The sequence below is a fragment of the Arcticibacter svalbardensis MN12-7 genome, assembly GCF_000403135.1.
Classification (GTDB): Bacteria; Bacteroidota; Bacteroidia; order Sphingobacteriales; family Sphingobacteriaceae; genus Arcticibacter; species Arcticibacter svalbardensis.
The window spans coordinates 20225-36660 of record NZ_AQPN01000109.1; the positions used below are offsets into that span (position 1 = coordinate 20225).

The 16436-nt window shown below is 40.4% G+C and carries 10 protein-coding genes and 1 pseudogene; 7 read left to right on the forward strand and 4 right to left on the reverse strand.

Annotation, left to right across the window (positions count from 1 at the left end; genetic code table 11):
- The 3 genes from tkt to ligD form a co-directional block, all read right to left on the reverse strand.
- Complete coding sequence (gene tkt / locus ADIARSV_RS15035) at positions 1 to 2010, reverse strand: transketolase (RefSeq protein ID WP_016196442.1); 2010 nt, start codon at positions 2008 to 2010, stop codon at positions 1 to 3.
- A gap of 93 nt (positions 2011 to 2103) precedes the next feature.
- On the reverse strand, positions 2104 to 3948 hold the full coding sequence (locus ADIARSV_RS15040) for a sugar-binding domain-containing protein (RefSeq protein ID WP_016196443.1): 1845 nt from the start codon (positions 3946 to 3948) through the stop codon (positions 2104 to 2106).
- Between the two features lie 33 nt (positions 3949 to 3981).
- Positions 3982 to 6687, reverse strand: coding sequence for a DNA ligase D (gene ligD, locus ADIARSV_RS15045; RefSeq protein WP_016196444.1), 2706 nt, complete (start codon positions 6685 to 6687; stop codon positions 3982 to 3984).
- A 180-nt stretch (positions 6688 to 6867) separates the two neighbouring features.
- Here ligD and ADIARSV_RS15050 point away from each other — a divergent pair, with 180 nt between their 5' ends.
- Positions 6868 to 8508, forward strand: coding sequence for a Na+/H+ antiporter (locus ADIARSV_RS15050; protein WP_016196445.1), 1641 nt, complete (start codon positions 6868 to 6870; stop codon positions 8506 to 8508).
- Between the two features lie 436 nt (positions 8509 to 8944).
- Positions 8945 to 9049, forward strand: a pseudogene (locus ADIARSV_RS23080) (alpha/beta hydrolase); the annotation flags it as partial.
- A 6-nt stretch (positions 9050 to 9055) separates the two neighbouring features.
- On the opposite strand, the gene ADIARSV_RS15055 reads toward ADIARSV_RS23080, so the two are convergent.
- Positions 9056 to 10270, reverse strand: a complete 1215-nt coding sequence (locus tag ADIARSV_RS15055) for an anaerobic sulfatase-maturation protein (RefSeq protein WP_016196447.1) — start codon at positions 10268 to 10270, stop codon at positions 9056 to 9058.
- 162 nt (positions 10271 to 10432) lie between these two features.
- Between ADIARSV_RS15055 and ADIARSV_RS15060 the strand changes: the two genes are divergently transcribed.
- The 5 genes from ADIARSV_RS15060 (at position 10433) to azu (ending at position 16383) form a co-directional block, all read left to right on the forward strand.
- Positions 10433 to 11770 (forward strand): sigma-54-dependent transcriptional regulator, encoded by a 1338-nt coding sequence (locus ADIARSV_RS15060; protein WP_016196448.1) that lies wholly within the window; start codon positions 10433 to 10435, stop codon positions 11768 to 11770.
- A gap of 270 nt (positions 11771 to 12040) precedes the next feature.
- Complete coding sequence (locus ADIARSV_RS15065) at positions 12041 to 12613, forward strand: K(+)-transporting ATPase subunit C (RefSeq protein WP_016196449.1); 573 nt, start codon at positions 12041 to 12043, stop codon at positions 12611 to 12613.
- 225 nt (positions 12614 to 12838) lie between these two features.
- Positions 12839 to 13969, forward strand: a complete 1131-nt coding sequence (locus ADIARSV_RS15070) for a histidine kinase (RefSeq protein WP_016196450.1) — start codon at positions 12839 to 12841, stop codon at positions 13967 to 13969.
- Positions 13966 to 15720, forward strand: coding sequence for a HAMP domain-containing sensor histidine kinase (locus ADIARSV_RS15075; protein ID WP_016196451.1), 1755 nt, complete (start codon positions 13966 to 13968; stop codon positions 15718 to 15720). The genes ADIARSV_RS15070 and ADIARSV_RS15075 overlap by 4 nt, the downstream gene beginning before the upstream one ends.
- A 168-nt stretch (positions 15721 to 15888) precedes the next feature.
- Positions 15889 to 16383 carry an azurin gene (gene azu / locus ADIARSV_RS15080; protein ID WP_040300266.1) on the forward strand — a complete coding sequence of 165 codons (495 nt, stop codon included), beginning with the start codon at positions 15889 to 15891 and terminating at the stop codon, positions 16381 to 16383.
- The last annotated feature ends 53 nt before the right edge of the window (positions 16384 to 16436 follow it).

Consider the following 16436-nt stretch of genomic DNA (forward strand, 5'->3'; position numbering starts at 1 on the left):
TTAAGGTTTTATAAGCGCTTTCGCTTTGTTCACTACATTTTCTACAGTAAAGCCAAAGTATATAAGAACTTCTTCACCTACTCCTGATTCGCCAAAACGGTCTATTCCGATGACATCACCTTCAGCGGTTACATATTTCCACCATGCTTGTGTGACACCTGCTTCAACAGCTAAACGCGCATGGATGGATGGCGGAAACACGCTCTCTTTGTAAGCCTGATCCTGCTTTTCGAAGAGTTCGAATGAAGGCATACTCACCACACGGGCTTCAATTCCCTCTTGTTTGAGTTTTTCCTGTGCGGCTACAATAAGTTGTACTTCGGACCCGGTAGCTATGAGGATCACGGAAGGAACTCCATTGGATTCGCTTAAGATATAAGCGCCCTTGGCCACATTGCTAGCAGGGGCATACTTTGTTTGATCAATGACAGGTAGCTTCTGACGGGATAGGATCAGCGCAACGGGTTCTTTTGTTCTCTGGATCGCGATGCGCCATGCTTCAACGGTTTCATTCGCATCTGCAGGACGGATCACGGTTAATCCGGGAATGGCACGTAAAGCGGTAACCTGCTCTACGGGTTGATGTGTTGGACCGTCTTCTCCAAGGCCTACGCTATCGTGAGTAAAGATATAGGTAACGGGTGCCTGGGTCAAGGCTGCCAGACGAATAGCTCCCCGCATGTAGTCGCTAAAGGTTAAAAAAGTACCTCCGTAAACGCGTACACCACTGTGGGAAGCCATTCCATTCAGGATAGCCCCCATTGCATGTTCCCGTACCCCAAACCAGATATTACTGTTCCCGTAATGACCGGGTTGAAAGCTGATATCGCTTTGTGTGGGTGTATCGTTTGAGCTGGCCAGATCGGCAGATCCACCGATAATCCATGGAATTGCATTTTTTAAAGCTTCGAGTGCCTTGCCTGATGCCTGACGGGTAGCCAATGATTCTCCAGCTTTGAAGGTGGGTAAGTTGCCATCCCAATCTTCAGGTAACTTTCCGCTGAAGCTTAAATTGAACATTTTTGCTTCTTCGGGATAGGCCTGACTGTAGGCTTCAAATTTAGCATTCCATAAAACTTCAAGTGCTGCACCTTTTTTACCAGCTTCTAATAGAGGCTCTTTGACTTCTTCAGGTACATAAAAGGTTTTCTCAGGATCCCATCCGAAGAACTCTTTAGTTTTCCGAACATTCTCTTCGCCTAAAGCACTTCCGTGTACTTTACTGGTGCCTTCCTGGGGACTTCCATAACCTATAATAGTTTTAACTGCTATAAGTGAAGGCTTTGTTGTTTCTGCCTGTGCTTCGATAATAGCCTTTTCAATGGCTTCTAAATCATTACCATCTTCGACAATAAGGGTCTGCCATCCGTAAGCGTTAAAGCGAGCCAGTACATCTTCGGTAAAAGATAAATTCGTTGGACCATCCAGAGAGATCAGGTTGTCATCATAGAGATAGATCAGCTTACCCAGTTGTAAATGTCCGGCTAGTGATGCGGCTTCAGAAGCAACTCCTTCCATAAGGTCGCCATCGCTGACAATCCCATAGGTGTAATGATTCATTATTTCGTGACCTTCACGATTAAACTTTGAGGCAATGAATTCTTCGGCAATGGCCACACCTACTCCATTTCCAAAACCTTGTCCTAATGGTCCGGTGGTTACTTCAATACCGGGAGTTAACAAAGATTCAGGATGGCCTGGGGTTTTAGATCCCAACTGCCTGAAGCGTTTAAGTTCTTCCATCGGCAGGTCATATCCGGAGAGATGGATCAGGCTGTATAATAATGCTGAACCATGTCCTGCAGATAAAATAAAACGGTCGTGGTTTGGCCAGTGTGTATTTTGAGGATTGAATTTTAAAAATCGATTCCAAAGTACGTAGGCCATTGGTGCTGCTCCTAAGGGTAAACCGGGGTGACCGGAGTTAGCCTTTTGCACCATATCTATTGATAGAAATCGGATCGTATTAACACTTAGTTCGTCAAGTGGTGTGAACGGTTTTTCAGTCATGACAATTATTTGTTCTAATATGTAAAGTACAAGTTAGCTATGTTAAAGTTTGAAAAGAGGTATAAAATGACATGTTTTGTTATACAAATGTTATCAAGGCTCAATATAATTAGAATTTAGCAAACCTTGGGGCACTCTTAACTCTCCTGAATCAAAATCGATCAGGCCATTACGTTCTTCTTCGATATTGGTAGCCTGGGTGTATACATCACCTGCTATGGGACGCTTTCTTAACTCTTTTTTGAAAAGAGCTATTTGTTTGGTTCTTTCATCTGCATCTTTGGGTCCTCCATAGCCAATAAAACCAAACCCTCCCCATTCGCTTACGAGTAAAGGAATTTGTTTCCGGAAGAAAAAAGGATCTCCTACTACTAAGGGGAAGGCAGCAACACCGATCTGTTGACCAATGATGAGATCATTAAGCATTTCGCCCCATCTATTCAGATCAGGAGTATACAAATGGACAGTCAGCAAATCACTTTTTAATTTACCTTCATAAGATACATGCTGCCAACCGTCGTTATCAACCACTAGAAATTGAGGATAAGTGATCTTCATATAATTGTACATCTCCCTGATGTAGTCCCTTGGATCGGGATTTGTCGCAATGTCTTGCACACCCCAGTCTTCATTATATAAGCTCCAGATAATTACAGATGGATGGATTGCAATTAGAGCAAGCATTCTTAGGAGTTCTGCTTTATGATTTAGCCTGCTTTGGGGAGTTGAGCGATGCGGACTAGGTACCTCCACCCATAACAATAAACCTAACTTATCTGCAAGATTATAAATTCGTGGATCCACTCCTGCGATGTGAATGCGTACCAAATTACATCCCAAGGATTTCATAGCATACATGTGTCGCTTTATTGCTTCATAACCTGCGATTCCAGGCTGATATAAAATACCATCCATATAAATCGGTTTGTTGTTCAGATAAATACAGCAACCATGAGTTTTAACTTTCCTTAGCCCAAAAAAGGATTCGATCTCCGCAGTATAACCATCTGCATCTTCGAGCTGTGCAACCAAACGATACAAATGTGGCCTTTCAGGGCTCCATAGGGTTATTTCAGGAATTTCGATGGCCACACGTTGTTGTTTTTGTCCGGCTTCCAAATGCAGCACATACTTGTCTGTTGCTATAGGTTCTTTTGATTCCTGCTTTTTATTATAAACATGAAGTCGGATGGTATAGGTGCCGGCATCGTGAATACGTGTGGTCAGGTTAAAGGGAACAATGCGTTCCTCTATCACATTATCTACACCAAGGCGCGAACGCAGGCGATTCCGTTCTACTCTTTCAATCCAAATACTCCGCACAGCACCGGTATAGGTTTGATACCAGATTCCTCCTCTTTTGTAAACACTGGATTCCTGTTTTCCCCGGGTGTTATCGGCATTTTTCGTATCGTTAATATGTACGGTAAGCCGATTATTTTCTTGTAAAAACTCATCGTCAAGTTCATAGGAGAACGAGGTAAATTCGCCAAAATGGACATCTTCCTCCTCCACAGTCTTAAGCAGCACTCCGTTTAACCATACCCTGGTTTCGTATCCGCATGCGCCAAAAGTTAAGAGCAATTGTGTTTTCGAAGAGGCTTTCTCTTCAGAAATGGATGAAAGGTTGAATTCTCTTTCATACCACACGCTGATACTATCGGTCCAGGGTTTTCCTTGAGGCTTAAGCAAGGACATATGCGTCTCCACACTTCCTGGCCATTCTGCTGTATCGCTATAATTATGAGCAATGAACCAATTTTCACTGATTCCTTTATTTTCAAGATCTACAGCAAATTTCCATTCTCCATCCAGTAAAGTAAATGAATTCGGTCTGACCACAGCGCGAGGAAGCGGATTATGATATAATTCTTCTGTACCTTCCTCTTCCTGGCAATTTGTTAAACTGTAATTGGGGTGATTATTATCTTTAATCATATCATTTACCTGTAGCTGATCGTTTCAGCGGTATTACGAACCAAATATACTTTTGGTTTTTTTTATAGTTTTTTCCAGATCTATCCCTTTTCCAAGTACACCTTTGAAAAGATCGCCTTCTACTTTTAAACGTTCAATTGCATTATGAATAGTAAAATCTTTCATTTTAAGTCCGGGTTTCACTTCTTCCCAATGAAGCGGCATGGATACGGTTGCGCCTACTTTGGGCCTGAGGGAATAAGGTCCGGCTATTGTTGCACCCGGACGGTTTTGTAAAAAATCGAGGTACATTTTTCCCTTTCTGTTCGCGATCATGCGTTCCAGGCTGGTATAGTCCGGGAGTTGATCATGCACAATACCCACAATAATACGGGCAAACATTTGCGACTGATCATAGGTGTATTTTGCGTTCAGGGGGATATAAATATGCATTCCTGTGGATCCTGATGTTTTGCAGAAGGAAGGAACATCTACGGCATCTAATACTTGTTTTACATGTTGTGCGGCTTCAACCACCTGATCAAACGTATTTTTGTCGGGATCCAGATCAATTACACAGTAGTCAGGGTTTTCGGGTGACTGGATCCTGCTAAACCAGGGGTTCATTTCAATACAGCCAAGAGAGGCCATCCAAAGCAAACTTGCTTCATCGGTGCCTACGAGGTACTGTTTTTTCTCCTCCTCACTGGTGGTATAAGGAAAGGTTTTGGCCCATTCAGGTGCTTTATCCGTTACGTCTTTCTGGTAAAAGCTGGAACCATGGATGCCACCAGGAAAGCGGTTGAGTGACATGGGCCGGTCCTTCAGATAAGGCAGCATATACTCCGCAACCTGGTAATAGTAGTTGAACATATCCCTTTTTGTGATCCCATCTTCGGGCCAGTAGACCTTACTTAAGTGGGTAAACTTCAGCTCACGGTTACAGATCTTGCGCACCTGGGTTTCATCCTTGGGATTTAATAAGGTTTTGCGTTCTTTTCCTTTCGGGGGACTGATGACATCGGTATGCTGATCTTGGTCGGGTTCTTCTGTTGTTTCCAGTACTTCTGCAGCAGAGATTTCAGCTTCCCGGACTACTTCTTTAGCATTTTTATCAATCCGCATCCCTTGAAAAGAAGGGTGGCGAAATACGCCATCATCCGTTACTTCGGTAAATGCGACTTCACATACTAATTCCGGTTTTAGCCATGTTGCGAGGGCTTTAGGGGGATTGGGACGAAAACGGGATGGTTTGTTAACATCAGGGATTGCTTTAAAAGGACTTTCCTCTGTAATCAAGGGTTTAAACTGTGCAATCATCTCTTTTTGCAATTTGTCGGAAAACCCGGTACCCACCTTGCCTACGTATTGTAAGTCACCATTTTCATATACCCCCAGGAGAAGGGAACTGAATTGTTTAGAAGTATCTTTTTTCTTTGTGTAACCTGCAATGATGACTTCCTGTCTTTTATGAACCTTAACCTTCAGCCATTCTTTGGAACGAAGATCCGGAGAGTAGGTGCTGCTGCTTTTTTTAGCTATGATCCCTTCCAGTCCTATCTTTTCAGCCGCCTGATAAAAATCTATTCCACTAGTTTTAAATACTTTACTAATCTGGATGCGATCATCATCCGTTGGTAGAATTTCTTTCAGAATAGCTTGCCGTTCGCTAAGAGGTAAATCCATGAGGTTCTTTCCATCATACCAAAGCAGGTCAAACACATAATAAACCAGTTCGCCATCTGCTTCGCTCCGCCAGTTCTGCAAGTCACCGAAATTGGAGATCCCTTTTTCATTGAGCACTAAAACTTCACCGTCTAAAAGGGCATTGATCTTCCACTCTTTTAGGATCCGGTGTATCGGGTAAAATTTATCATTAAAGGATTTGTTGTTGCGGGAATAGAGTTCTACTTCGCCCTTGTTGATGGATGCTAAAGCACGATAGCCATCCCACTTGACTTCAAACTGCCAGTCGGGGTCATCAAAAGCTTCATCAACGAGGGTTGCCAGCATCGGTTTGACATTTTCTGGAAGCTTTGATTTTGGAGCAGCTTTAATTAATTTGGCAGGATCTATTTGCTTAAGATCTGCCTCTTCCTCCTGGTCAGCTTCTACAGGAGGTTCAGCAGCTTCAGTTATTGGCTCTGCTGTTTCCTCGTGACCACTTTGCCAGATCTTATCACTGGTTTTTTCTACTTTATCAATTGTTTTGCCAGAGATAACGGATTTATCCTGTTTGGTTACATCCTTTGTGGAAGCAAAATCATCATTGTGTTTGATGAGCAACCAGCCATTTTCTCCCATGCCATGCGTTTTAACCAGCGCGTATTCACCTTGTAACTTTTCACCATGCAGTTTAATCTTCAGGGAGCCGGATTGTAATTGTTTAAGCAGATGTTTTTCCTGTGCTTTTTTCCCTTTAATTTCTTCGATGGGCTCGTAAGTACCCTGATCCCATACAATCACAGTACCCCCTCCATATTCCCCCTTAGGGATGATGCCTTCGAAGGAGCGGTAATCAAAAGGATGATCTTCTACCATCATGGCAAGACGTTTCATTTTGGGATCCGTAGAAGGCCCCTTTGGAACCGCCCAACTCTTCAATACACCTTCCATCTCTAACCTGAAATCGTAGTGCAAACGAGATGCGTCATGTTTTTGAATCACAAAGATTAACTGCTCTTTGTCTTTGCTTTTCCCTGACTTGGGTTCTGCTGTTTTAGTAAAATTCCTTTTCTTAACGTATTTCTCCAGGGTCATAGCATGATCTGTTTATTATCCAGGGATACTGTTTTTATGATAAAAGAAATAATAGATTTAAATGTTTGACCAGAGAATCTTTAAAGTTTGTTAGGGTCTTTTCTGTGTTTTTGAACCATTTATTTTTGTTAGTAATCGAATGTAAGAAAATTTAGTTTTGTTGTTTATCTTTAAATTACAATGGAACAGGCTATTGTATATGGAAATAAAAACATTCCCATGATTCATGATAATATCTTAATCCTAATTTCCTTACTTGTTGCGGTGTTTTTGCTTGTCATAGCTGCAAATAAACTGGGTATTCCCTATCCCCTGTTTTTAGTTATAGGTGGTCTGCTGATCAGCTTTATTCCCGGAATCCCTGACTTTAGGATCAGTCCTGATCTGGTCTTTTTAATTTTCCTTCCTCCCCTGCTTTATGAAGCGGCATGGTATACGTCCTGGTCTAATTTCTGGAAGCGGCGGAAAGTAATTGGTATGTTGGGTTTTGGGATGGTAATCTTTACTTCATGCCTGGTCGCTGTGGTGAGCACATCTCTGATTCCTGGTTTTACGCTCGCTTTAGGCTTTCTGTTAGGAGGGATCATCTCGCCTCCGGATGCTGTGGCTGCTACATCTGTGTTGAAGACATTGAATGTACCTAAAAGTGCCATGACAATCCTGGAAGGGGAAAGTTTGATCAATGATGCATCCAGTTTGATTGTATTCCGCTTTGCTTTGGCAGCTGTGATTTCCGGAACATTTGTTTTCCAGGATGCAACAATCGATTTTTTCGTCGTTACACTCATGGGTATTGTAATTGGATTGGCTTTGGCTAATTGTATCTATGTGTTGCATCGCTGGTTTACTATTCATGCCAGTATGGATGCCGCCCTTACATTAGTGGCTCCTTATCTGATGTATATGTTAGCCGAACATTTTCATTATTCAGGCGTGATGGCAGTGGTGAGCGGTGGTTTATTTCTATCTTATCGCTCCCATGAGATTTTTAACTATCGCGCCCGACTTCAAACGATCAGCGTTTGGTCTACGGTCGCTTTCATGCTCAACGGTTTGGTTTTTATTTTAATTGGGCTACAACTTCGTTTAATTACGGAAGGATTGGGTGATTATTCATTGATGGAGGCAATTAAGTATGGATTGCTGATTAGTGTACTGATCATTATCATACGGCTTGGTTTGGTTTTCCCACTCTCCTATCTCCCTTTATGGATGCGGGGGAAGAAGAATAAAGAGGCAAGCCCAAGGTGGCAAAATATATTTATAATAGGCTGGACGGGTATGCGTGGAGTGGTTTCACTTGCTTCTGCGCTTTCAATACCGGTGATGCTGAACGACACAGAGGCCTTTCCTCAGCGAAACCTGATTTTGTTTATCACTTTTACAACGATCCTGATTACACTGGTGCTACAGGGTATTACCTTACCGCTGGTGATCAAATGGCTGAATATAAAAGATGAGACGGGAGCAGTGACGCTAGAGGAGCAACAGTCCCAAATTAGTTTACATCTTAAAAAACGATCGCTTAACTTACTTAAGGAGAACTTGCAGCAAACACCAGAACTGGAAAACAATGACCTTGCTGTAAACCTGAAAAAGCAATTAGAGAGTGACGTCAATATTTCAAAGCAGAAATTATTTTGTTTTGAATGCAGGGAAGTGGAGAAAGGTGAGGTATTGGTGTATAAGAATTTGCAGCGTAAATTAATCGCAGATCAACGAAAGGCATTATATGATTTCAGAAAAAGCGGGAAGTTTGAGGATGAAATGCTCCGTAAACAAGAAGAGCAACTCGATCTGGACGAGGCTAAACTAAGCTAATTGCCCTTATTATCAGAAATTGAGTAAATTTGCCATCAACATTTGGGTGCTTATCCCTACCTGTTGATGGTAGGCATGATCTGTTCAATAAGGAATTTTCCATTGCTTATGCCGCATTATAATTTTAAATACTGTTCTGCACAAATTCAAGAAAACTAAAATACTCTTCCTTAATCTCCTTCCACTGTGATTCTGCCTCTGCTAGTGCAGAATCCTTAGTAATCAGATTTATAAACCCCGCTTCCTGATACTCTTCATAATAAATGAATAATTGGGAAAGAATGAATGAAGCTATTTTTTAAACACTTTGTCCATAAAACCAGTGATGTAGTTTACGGTTAGATTAAAACATGGATCAAAAAGACAGGAAGAATGTGGGGTACCATCGAATTTACGCACTTCAGAGTAGAGCAGGTAAAGCCAGTTTCAGGTAGAGTACCGTCTTTCTACAGAGGCCCTTTATTCAGCTGTGGTTTTTGATATTAAAGCTGCATTGCGCTGGTTGCGTGCCAATGCAAAGAAATTTAACCTGGATTATTAATCATTTCTATCTTTTCAAATTCATCACATGAGCGGGAGAACGTTGATGCAGCAGTTCATTGTTCATATACTTCATGTAAGGTTTAGCATGGCGGAAAAACAATTTATACCCTTCACATAAATAGTTCAACCCACCCTCATTAGTCCTGCTTACAAGAAAGCGATTCTTGGGACATTCCCCTTTGCAATAACTATAAACGTCACATTCCTTACATTGTCTGGGTAAGGAATCATACTTATTCAAGCCAAATTGCCGCTGTTCATCAGAGAGAAGCACCTTCTTTAGCGAAGTACTGTGAATATTTCCCAACTTATATTCCGGATAAACATAATGATCACAGGAGTACAGATCACCATTATGCTCTACGGCAAGTGCATTTCCGCAGCGTTCACTAAAAACACATATTCCCGGAGAAACACCTGCTTCATTTGCTAATGTGGCATCAAAGATCTGCACAAAATATCGGCCTACATCTTTTTTTACCCATTCATTAAAAATAGCAACAAGAAACTTTCCAAATTTCAATGGAGAAACAGACCATGGAGCCAAGGTTGTCTTGCCAGCATAATCCGGAGAGAGCAGCACTACTCCTTCTGGTAAAACACCTTCTGCTACCTGCTCCACAATAGGTATAAACTGCAAATATTGACTCCCTATCTGCTTTAAAAACCGATATACTTCAAGCGGATGGTCACAATTTATGTTATTAATGACCGTAAGTGTATTGAATTTCACCTGATGTTTTTTTAACAATTCTATCGCTGCCATAACCTTGGAAAAGGTTCCATGCCCTCCTTTATCAAGTCGATACTTGTCGTGTAGTTCCTTCGGACCATCGATAGATATCCCGATCAGAAAATCATGTTCTTTAAAAAACAGACACCATTCCTCGTTTAAAAGGACACCATTGGTTTGAAATGAATTATGAATGCGTTTACCACTCCCGTACTTTTGCTGAAATTGTAAGGCTTTTTTGTAATACTCCAGGCCAAGTAATGAAGGCTCCCCTCCTTGCCACACAAAGGTAACTTCAGGCCCTGGTTGCTCATGTATATATTTACGGGTAAACACTTCAAGTGTCTGTTCCGTCATTTTAAAACTTGAAGTACCCGGATATATTTTTTCTTTCTCCAGATAATAACAATAGGTACAGTTAAGATTACAAATTGGACCGGTTGGATTGGCCAGGATATTAAATCCCGATAGTTCTGGAAAACTCATGCAGTTAGATTTACGAATTAAGGTTGCTAATATAAGCCGTTTAAAACTTTATCACATAGATATTCTTTATTTATCTAAAATATACCTCTCTTAATTCTTTTTTAATATCATTAAACCTTCCGACAGGAGAAAATGAGTAATATTGAATTTTAAATATTCTATATGGGTCCTACAGTTCTTATTATTGATGACGAAAACAAGTTACGCGGTTTGCTTGCCCGCATTATAGAACTGGAGGGATTTACAGTTTTGCAAGCTTCGAATGGAAAATCAGGACTAAAGATGGTCGAAAACGAGGATCTCAGGGTGGTAATCAGCGATGTAAAACTACCTGATGCCAACGGAGTTGAACTCGTTAAACAGATCAAAGAGATCAAACCATTTGTTGAGGTGATCAACCTAACCGCCTATGGAACCATCCAAGATGGTGTCCTGGCCATTAAAAATGGGGCGTTTGACTATATAACCAAGGGCGATGATAATGACAAAATCATTCCCCTACTGAACAAGGCGCTAGATAAAGCAAATTTGCAATATCGGGTCAGTCAGCTTGAACAAAAGGTGGGTAACAAATATAGTTTTGATACTATACTGGGTAATTCCAATGCCATAAAAGAGGCAAAAGAACTAGCCAGGAAAGTAGCAAAAACCGATACTACCGTTTTATTCTTAGGGGAAACGGGAACTGGAAAGGAAGTATTTGCACAGGCAATTTTATATGAAAGTGCCCGTAAGATGAAACCCTTTGTAGCGGTCAACTGTAGTGCCATTTCACGCGAACTATTAGAGAGTGAACTCTTCGGGTATAAAGCCGGAGCATTTACCGGCGCTCAAAAAGATAAAAAAGGACTCTTTGAGGAAGCTCATGGAGGCACCATCTTTCTGGATGAGATTGGCGAAATGAGTCTCGATCTTCAGGCTAAAATGTTACGCATCCTTGAATCCGGTACTTTCATTAAAGTGGGGGATACTAAAACTACTGAAGTCAATGTCCGCCTGATGGCTGCAACAAATCGCAACCTACAAGAGGAAGCTGAAGCTGGACGCTTTCGACTGGATCTCTTTTACCGCCTTTCCGTTTTCACTATCTATCTACCCGCTTTGAAAGACCGTAAAGATGATATTGAACTCCTTGCCAAACATTACCTGAAAGAGTTTGCTGAAAAAACGAATATTCGGTTCGGTAAAATGGACGAGAAATTCCTCCAACTTTTAAAGGATCATGCCTGGAAAGGAAATATAAGGGAACTTAAAAATATAATGGAACGCGTAACCATTCTTTCCGATGGAGGTACTATTACTCCGGATTTACTTCCCTACGAGTTTCATTCCGAACAACCGGAAACTCAATCCTTTGATCTCGCTAGCGTAGAAAAATACCATATTTCTAAAGTATTGCGACATACCAAAGGGAACAAAACGGAAACATCAAGACTTCTTGGTATCGGTTTAACCACCCTTTACCGTAAAATTGAAGAGTATAATATCCAGTCTTTTTAAGCTTAAATACCCTTCCATAATAAAAAAAACCCTTCCATAACGGAAGGGTTTTTTCATTATGAATTTCCACAAACCATCACAACACTTTTATTCGTCTGTATATAAACCAGTTATACCTAAATCATCATTTCGGTACAAGCATTGATATAGTAGGTCAAACGAAAAGTATGTTAACGATCCTATTACTACTCGCCCTGCTGATTTGTTGCTGGCTTTTTGGAATTAAATTAATTGATCTCCTGATTACTTTTATGTTTTAAAATTACTAAAATGAAAAAATACATCCTACAATCTATCCGTTTGACTTTGGTGCTTATCGTACTGTTATGCGTGCTATATCCTATCTTAATCGCTTTCGTTGGTAAACTTTCAAAAGGTGAAGGAGGCGGACAAAAGATAGTAGTAGACGGAAAAACAGTTGGTTATACCAATATTGGACAGCTATTTACACGCCCTGATTATTTTTGGGGACGCCCATCTGCAGTGGAATATAATGCAGCAGGATCTGCCGGCTCTAATAAGGGCCCTTCTAATCCGGATTACCTAAAACAAGTAGAGGAACGAATTGATACCTTATTGAAGTATCACCCTTATTTGAAACGTGCTGAAATCCCTGCAGACCTGGTAACTGCTTCAGGAAGTGGTCTTGATCCTGATATATCATCTGAGGCTGCTCGTATCCAAATCAGAAGAGTGGCAGAAAACCGAAAATTAAATATAAACGAAGTAACTGCTTTGGTAAACAAAAACACCGAAGGTCCCTTTCTTGGATTAGTTGGACCATCAAAAGTAAATGTGCTCCAATTAAATCTTGCCTTGAATGAAATGGCTAAAGCTAAATAATCCGAGCTTTAGATTATAGTGAAACAAGGGATGATTTATAGATTCGCAAATCAACAATTGGATTATCTAACAGCAAAAGTGTAGTTGATCTAACAGGTTGCAAAGAATTATACAAGGCCAAATAACAGAGCTAGTAAATTACTAACTTGCCGGTTTAATGCTCAGGTTTTTAATAATGAATACTTAAGATCTTAGTGAAATAAGTACTAATAAATTGCTTAAATAATGGACGACGACTTCCGGGAAAACTCCGTACAAAAGTTTCTTGATCTGGTAAAAAAGACCAGGAGAGGAAAATTTAAAGTTTACATCGGCATGAGTGCCGGTGTAGGAAAGACGTACCGGATGCTTCAGGAAGCGCATTCCCTACTCAGAAATGGAATCAATATTCAGATTGGCTATATAGAGACACACAACCGTTCGGAGACACATTCTTTACTCGAGGGCATTCCTCTGATTCCAAGAAGAAAAATATTTTATAAGGGTAAACAACTGGAAGAGATGGATGTAGCTGCTATTCTGAACAGGCATCCCGAAGTAGTTATTGTTGATGAACTTGCGCATACCAATGTAGAAGGGAGTAAAAATCAAAAACGCTGGCAGGATGTTGTAGACCTTTTAGAAGCTGGGATCAGTGTTATTTCTGCGGTCAATATTCAGCACATGGAAAGTCTGAATGAAGATGCACAGAAAATAACAGGCATCCTGATCACGGAACGGATTCCCGACAATATTCTTTCTATGGCAGATGAAATTGTCAATATCGACTTAACAGCCGACGAACTTATTGACCGCCTCAAAGAAGGAAAGATCTATGACAGCAGCAAAATTAACCTGGCTCTTAAAAATTTCTTTCAGGCTGATAAGATCCTGCAATTGCGTGAACTGGCATTAAAGGAAGTTGCTCATTATGTAGAACGCAAAATCAATGCGGAGATACCCAAGCAGATTAAACTGCGTCCTGAACGTTTTCTTGCATGCATTTCTTCCAATCATGATATTGCAAAAACAGTGATCAGGAAAACTGCCCGCCTGGCTTCCTATTACCGTTCCCCCTGGTTAGTGTTGTATGTGCAACGCAGTGCTGAAAATAGCGATCGGATTAAGCTTGATAAACAACGGCATTTAATTAACAACATGAAGCTCGCTACAGAGTTAGGCGCCGAAGTAATAAGAGTTAAAAGTGACCACATTACGAGAACTATTATGCAAATTGCTGAAGAAAAAGAAATCACTACAATTTGTATTGGAAAACCTCATTTAAATATCTGGCAGGTCATGTTGCGCACTGCCATCTTCAACCAGCTACTCCAAAAGATAGCAGCAACTGATACTGATTTAGTTATATTGTCATGAAAATCAAAAACAAACTACGCCTCGGATTCGGATTCCTATTCGTTGTGGTTATATTATTCGGTGGTCTATCTTTATATTATCTGCGTGAGATCTCAAACAACGCAAAAGTTATCCTGAAGGATAATTATGAGAGTCTTCATTATGCGCGTGAAATGAGAACGGTACTGGATGAAACTGATTTGCCACTTTCAGACATTGCCATCAACCGTTTTAATGCAGAACTGCAGAGTGAATTTAAAAACATTACCGAACCTGGTGAAGCGGAAGCTGCAGCTAATCTCCGTAAAAGCTTTGAAAGCTTGCAAAGCTCTACTCTTCCTCTAAAGCAGCTGCAGTCAGCACAACGTTTTGCCCGCGTTTACCTCCGTAAAATTGAAGAGTTAAATATGCAGGCTATTGTGCGTAAAAACAACCAGGCGCAGCAGTCCGTAGAAAAGGCTACCATCTACCTGGGCATGATCGGCACGGTCACCTTCCTCATTTTGTTCAGTTTCAGTATCAACTTTCCAGGCTTTATAGCCAACCCTGTTAATGAACTGACAGAAGGAATCAGGGAGATCTGCAGGAAAAATTATAAAACCAGACTAAATTTTAAAACCACAAGAGAATTTGAAGAAGTAGCGAGTGCTTTTAACCAAATGGCCTCCCGACTAAATGAATGGGAAAACAGTAACCTGGCACAGGTAATATCAGAAAAACTACGAATTGAAACTATTATTGAACAAATGCAGGACGGGATCATTGGTTTAAATGAGAAAAACAAAGTCATTTTTATTAACCCTACTGCAGAAAGTCTTTTGAACTTAAACGAAGAGAATATTGTAGGCTCTGATGCCTTTGATGTTGCAAAGAGAAATGATTTGCTCAAGAACCTTTTGGAAAATAAAAACCAGGATAAACCCATTAAGATCTATGCGAATGGGAAAGAGTCCTACTTCCAATTAGAAAGTCGGGAAATCACCATACCCATATACAATCAGAATTACGATAACCCAATCATTAAATCAGAAGAATCTGCAGGTGAGGTTTATATACTAAGAAATATAACCAAATTCAGGGAGCTTGATGAAGCCAAAACCAATTTCATTGCCACCATTTCACATGAATTAAAAACCCCTATCGCTTCCATAAAAATGAGTTTAAGGTTGCTTTATGATAACCGTGTAGGCGATTTGAACACAGAGCAATCTGAGTTATTAAATCACATCAAAGATGATGCGGAGCGCCTTCTTAAAATTACTACGGAGCTACTTGATCTGGCACAGGTAGAGACTGGAAACATTCAACTCAATCTCATGGCCGCCGATCCAAAACAAATTGTGGAATATGCGGTCAACGCAGTGAAATTTCAGACTGAACAAAAGCGAATCACATTAGGTATCAAAGTAAAAGATAACCTGCCTAAAGTGCATGCTGATCTTGAAAAAACCGCTTGGGTGTTAGTTAACTTCCTCTCAAACGCCATAAGATATAGTCCGGAGAACTCATCAATAATCATTGAAGTGAAAAGCATGAGTAACTTTATTCAGTTTACGGTTCAGGATTCAGGGAATGGAATCGAAGAGAAATATTTAGACCGGCTGTTTGAACGCTATTTTCAGGTGCCAACAGATGGGCGCAACAAATCAGGATCAGGACTAGGATTAGCTATTTCCAAAGACTTCATCGAAGCACAAAAAGGGGATATATTTGTTGAAAGTGAATTAGGTACCGGAAGTAAGTTTGGATTTAACCTGCCTAAAACCGCTTAATCAATCATGCATAAAAATGAGCCATGCTATATATATTAGAACTTATTGAACAATAAAGAACTAAAAAACCTATTTTAAAAGTGTTTAGTATGTCACAATATTGAAATTATGACGCTGGTCATTTTCCACCTTTAAGCTTTTTGCTAAAATTGGCAAAACAATTAAATTATGAAAAGACTAATCATGTTCACCGCTTTTGTTGTTCCTGTACTTTTAACCGCTTGTGGAGGTAATCCAAAAAGCACTGAAACCACACAAACAGAAGCAACAACAGAAACACCAGAAGCCACTATTTCAAATACAATTGTCATTACCGCTAGTGACCAGATGAAATATGATCTTACCGAGATCAAAGTAAAGGCAGGCGAAGAAGTAACACTAACTTTAAAAAATGCAGGCACTATGGCTAAAGAAGCTATGGGTCATAATTTCGTTTTATTAGCACAAGGAGCTGATGTAGCTGCATTTGCTACCGAAGCTATGGCTAATAAAGCTTCCGATTATATCCCTACCGGTTCAAAAGCAATTTTAGTACATACCAAACTTCTTGGACCAGGTGAATCTGATACCATCACTTTCACAGTTCCAGCAGGTGAATATGAATTCATTTGTAGTTTCCCTGGTCATTACGGTATGATGCGTGGAAAAGTTATCGCTGAATAATTAACAAGATTATCCATAAAAGAAAACCCTTATTGAAATCCTAAGTTAAAGAT

Coding starts and splice junctions, on each gene's coding strand:
- tkt (WP_016196442.1), bottom strand. CDS start 2,010: ATGACTGAAAAACCGTTCACACCACTTGACGAACTAAGTGTTAATACG.
- ADIARSV_RS15040 (WP_016196443.1), bottom strand. CDS start 3,948: ATGATTAAAGATAATAATCACCCCAATTACAGTTTAACAAATTGCCAG.
- ligD (WP_016196444.1), bottom strand. CDS start 6,687: ATGACCCTGGAGAAATACGTTAAGAAAAGGAATTTTACTAAAACAGCA.
- ADIARSV_RS15050 (WP_016196445.1), top strand. CDS start 6,868: ATGGAACAGGCTATTGTATATGGAAATAAAAACATTCCCATGATTCAT.
- ADIARSV_RS15055 (WP_016196447.1), bottom strand. CDS start 10,270: ATGAGTTTTCCAGAACTATCGGGATTTAATATCCTGGCCAATCCAACC.
- ADIARSV_RS15060 (WP_016196448.1), top strand. CDS start 10,433: ATGGGTCCTACAGTTCTTATTATTGATGACGAAAACAAGTTACGCGGT.
- ADIARSV_RS15065 (WP_016196449.1), top strand. CDS start 12,041: ATGAAAAAATACATCCTACAATCTATCCGTTTGACTTTGGTGCTTATC.
- ADIARSV_RS15070 (WP_016196450.1), top strand. CDS start 12,839: ATGGACGACGACTTCCGGGAAAACTCCGTACAAAAGTTTCTTGATCTG.
- ADIARSV_RS15075 (WP_016196451.1), top strand. CDS start 13,966: ATGAAAATCAAAAACAAACTACGCCTCGGATTCGGATTCCTATTCGTT.
- azu (WP_040300266.1), top strand. CDS start 15,889: ATGAAAAGACTAATCATGTTCACCGCTTTTGTTGTTCCTGTACTTTTA.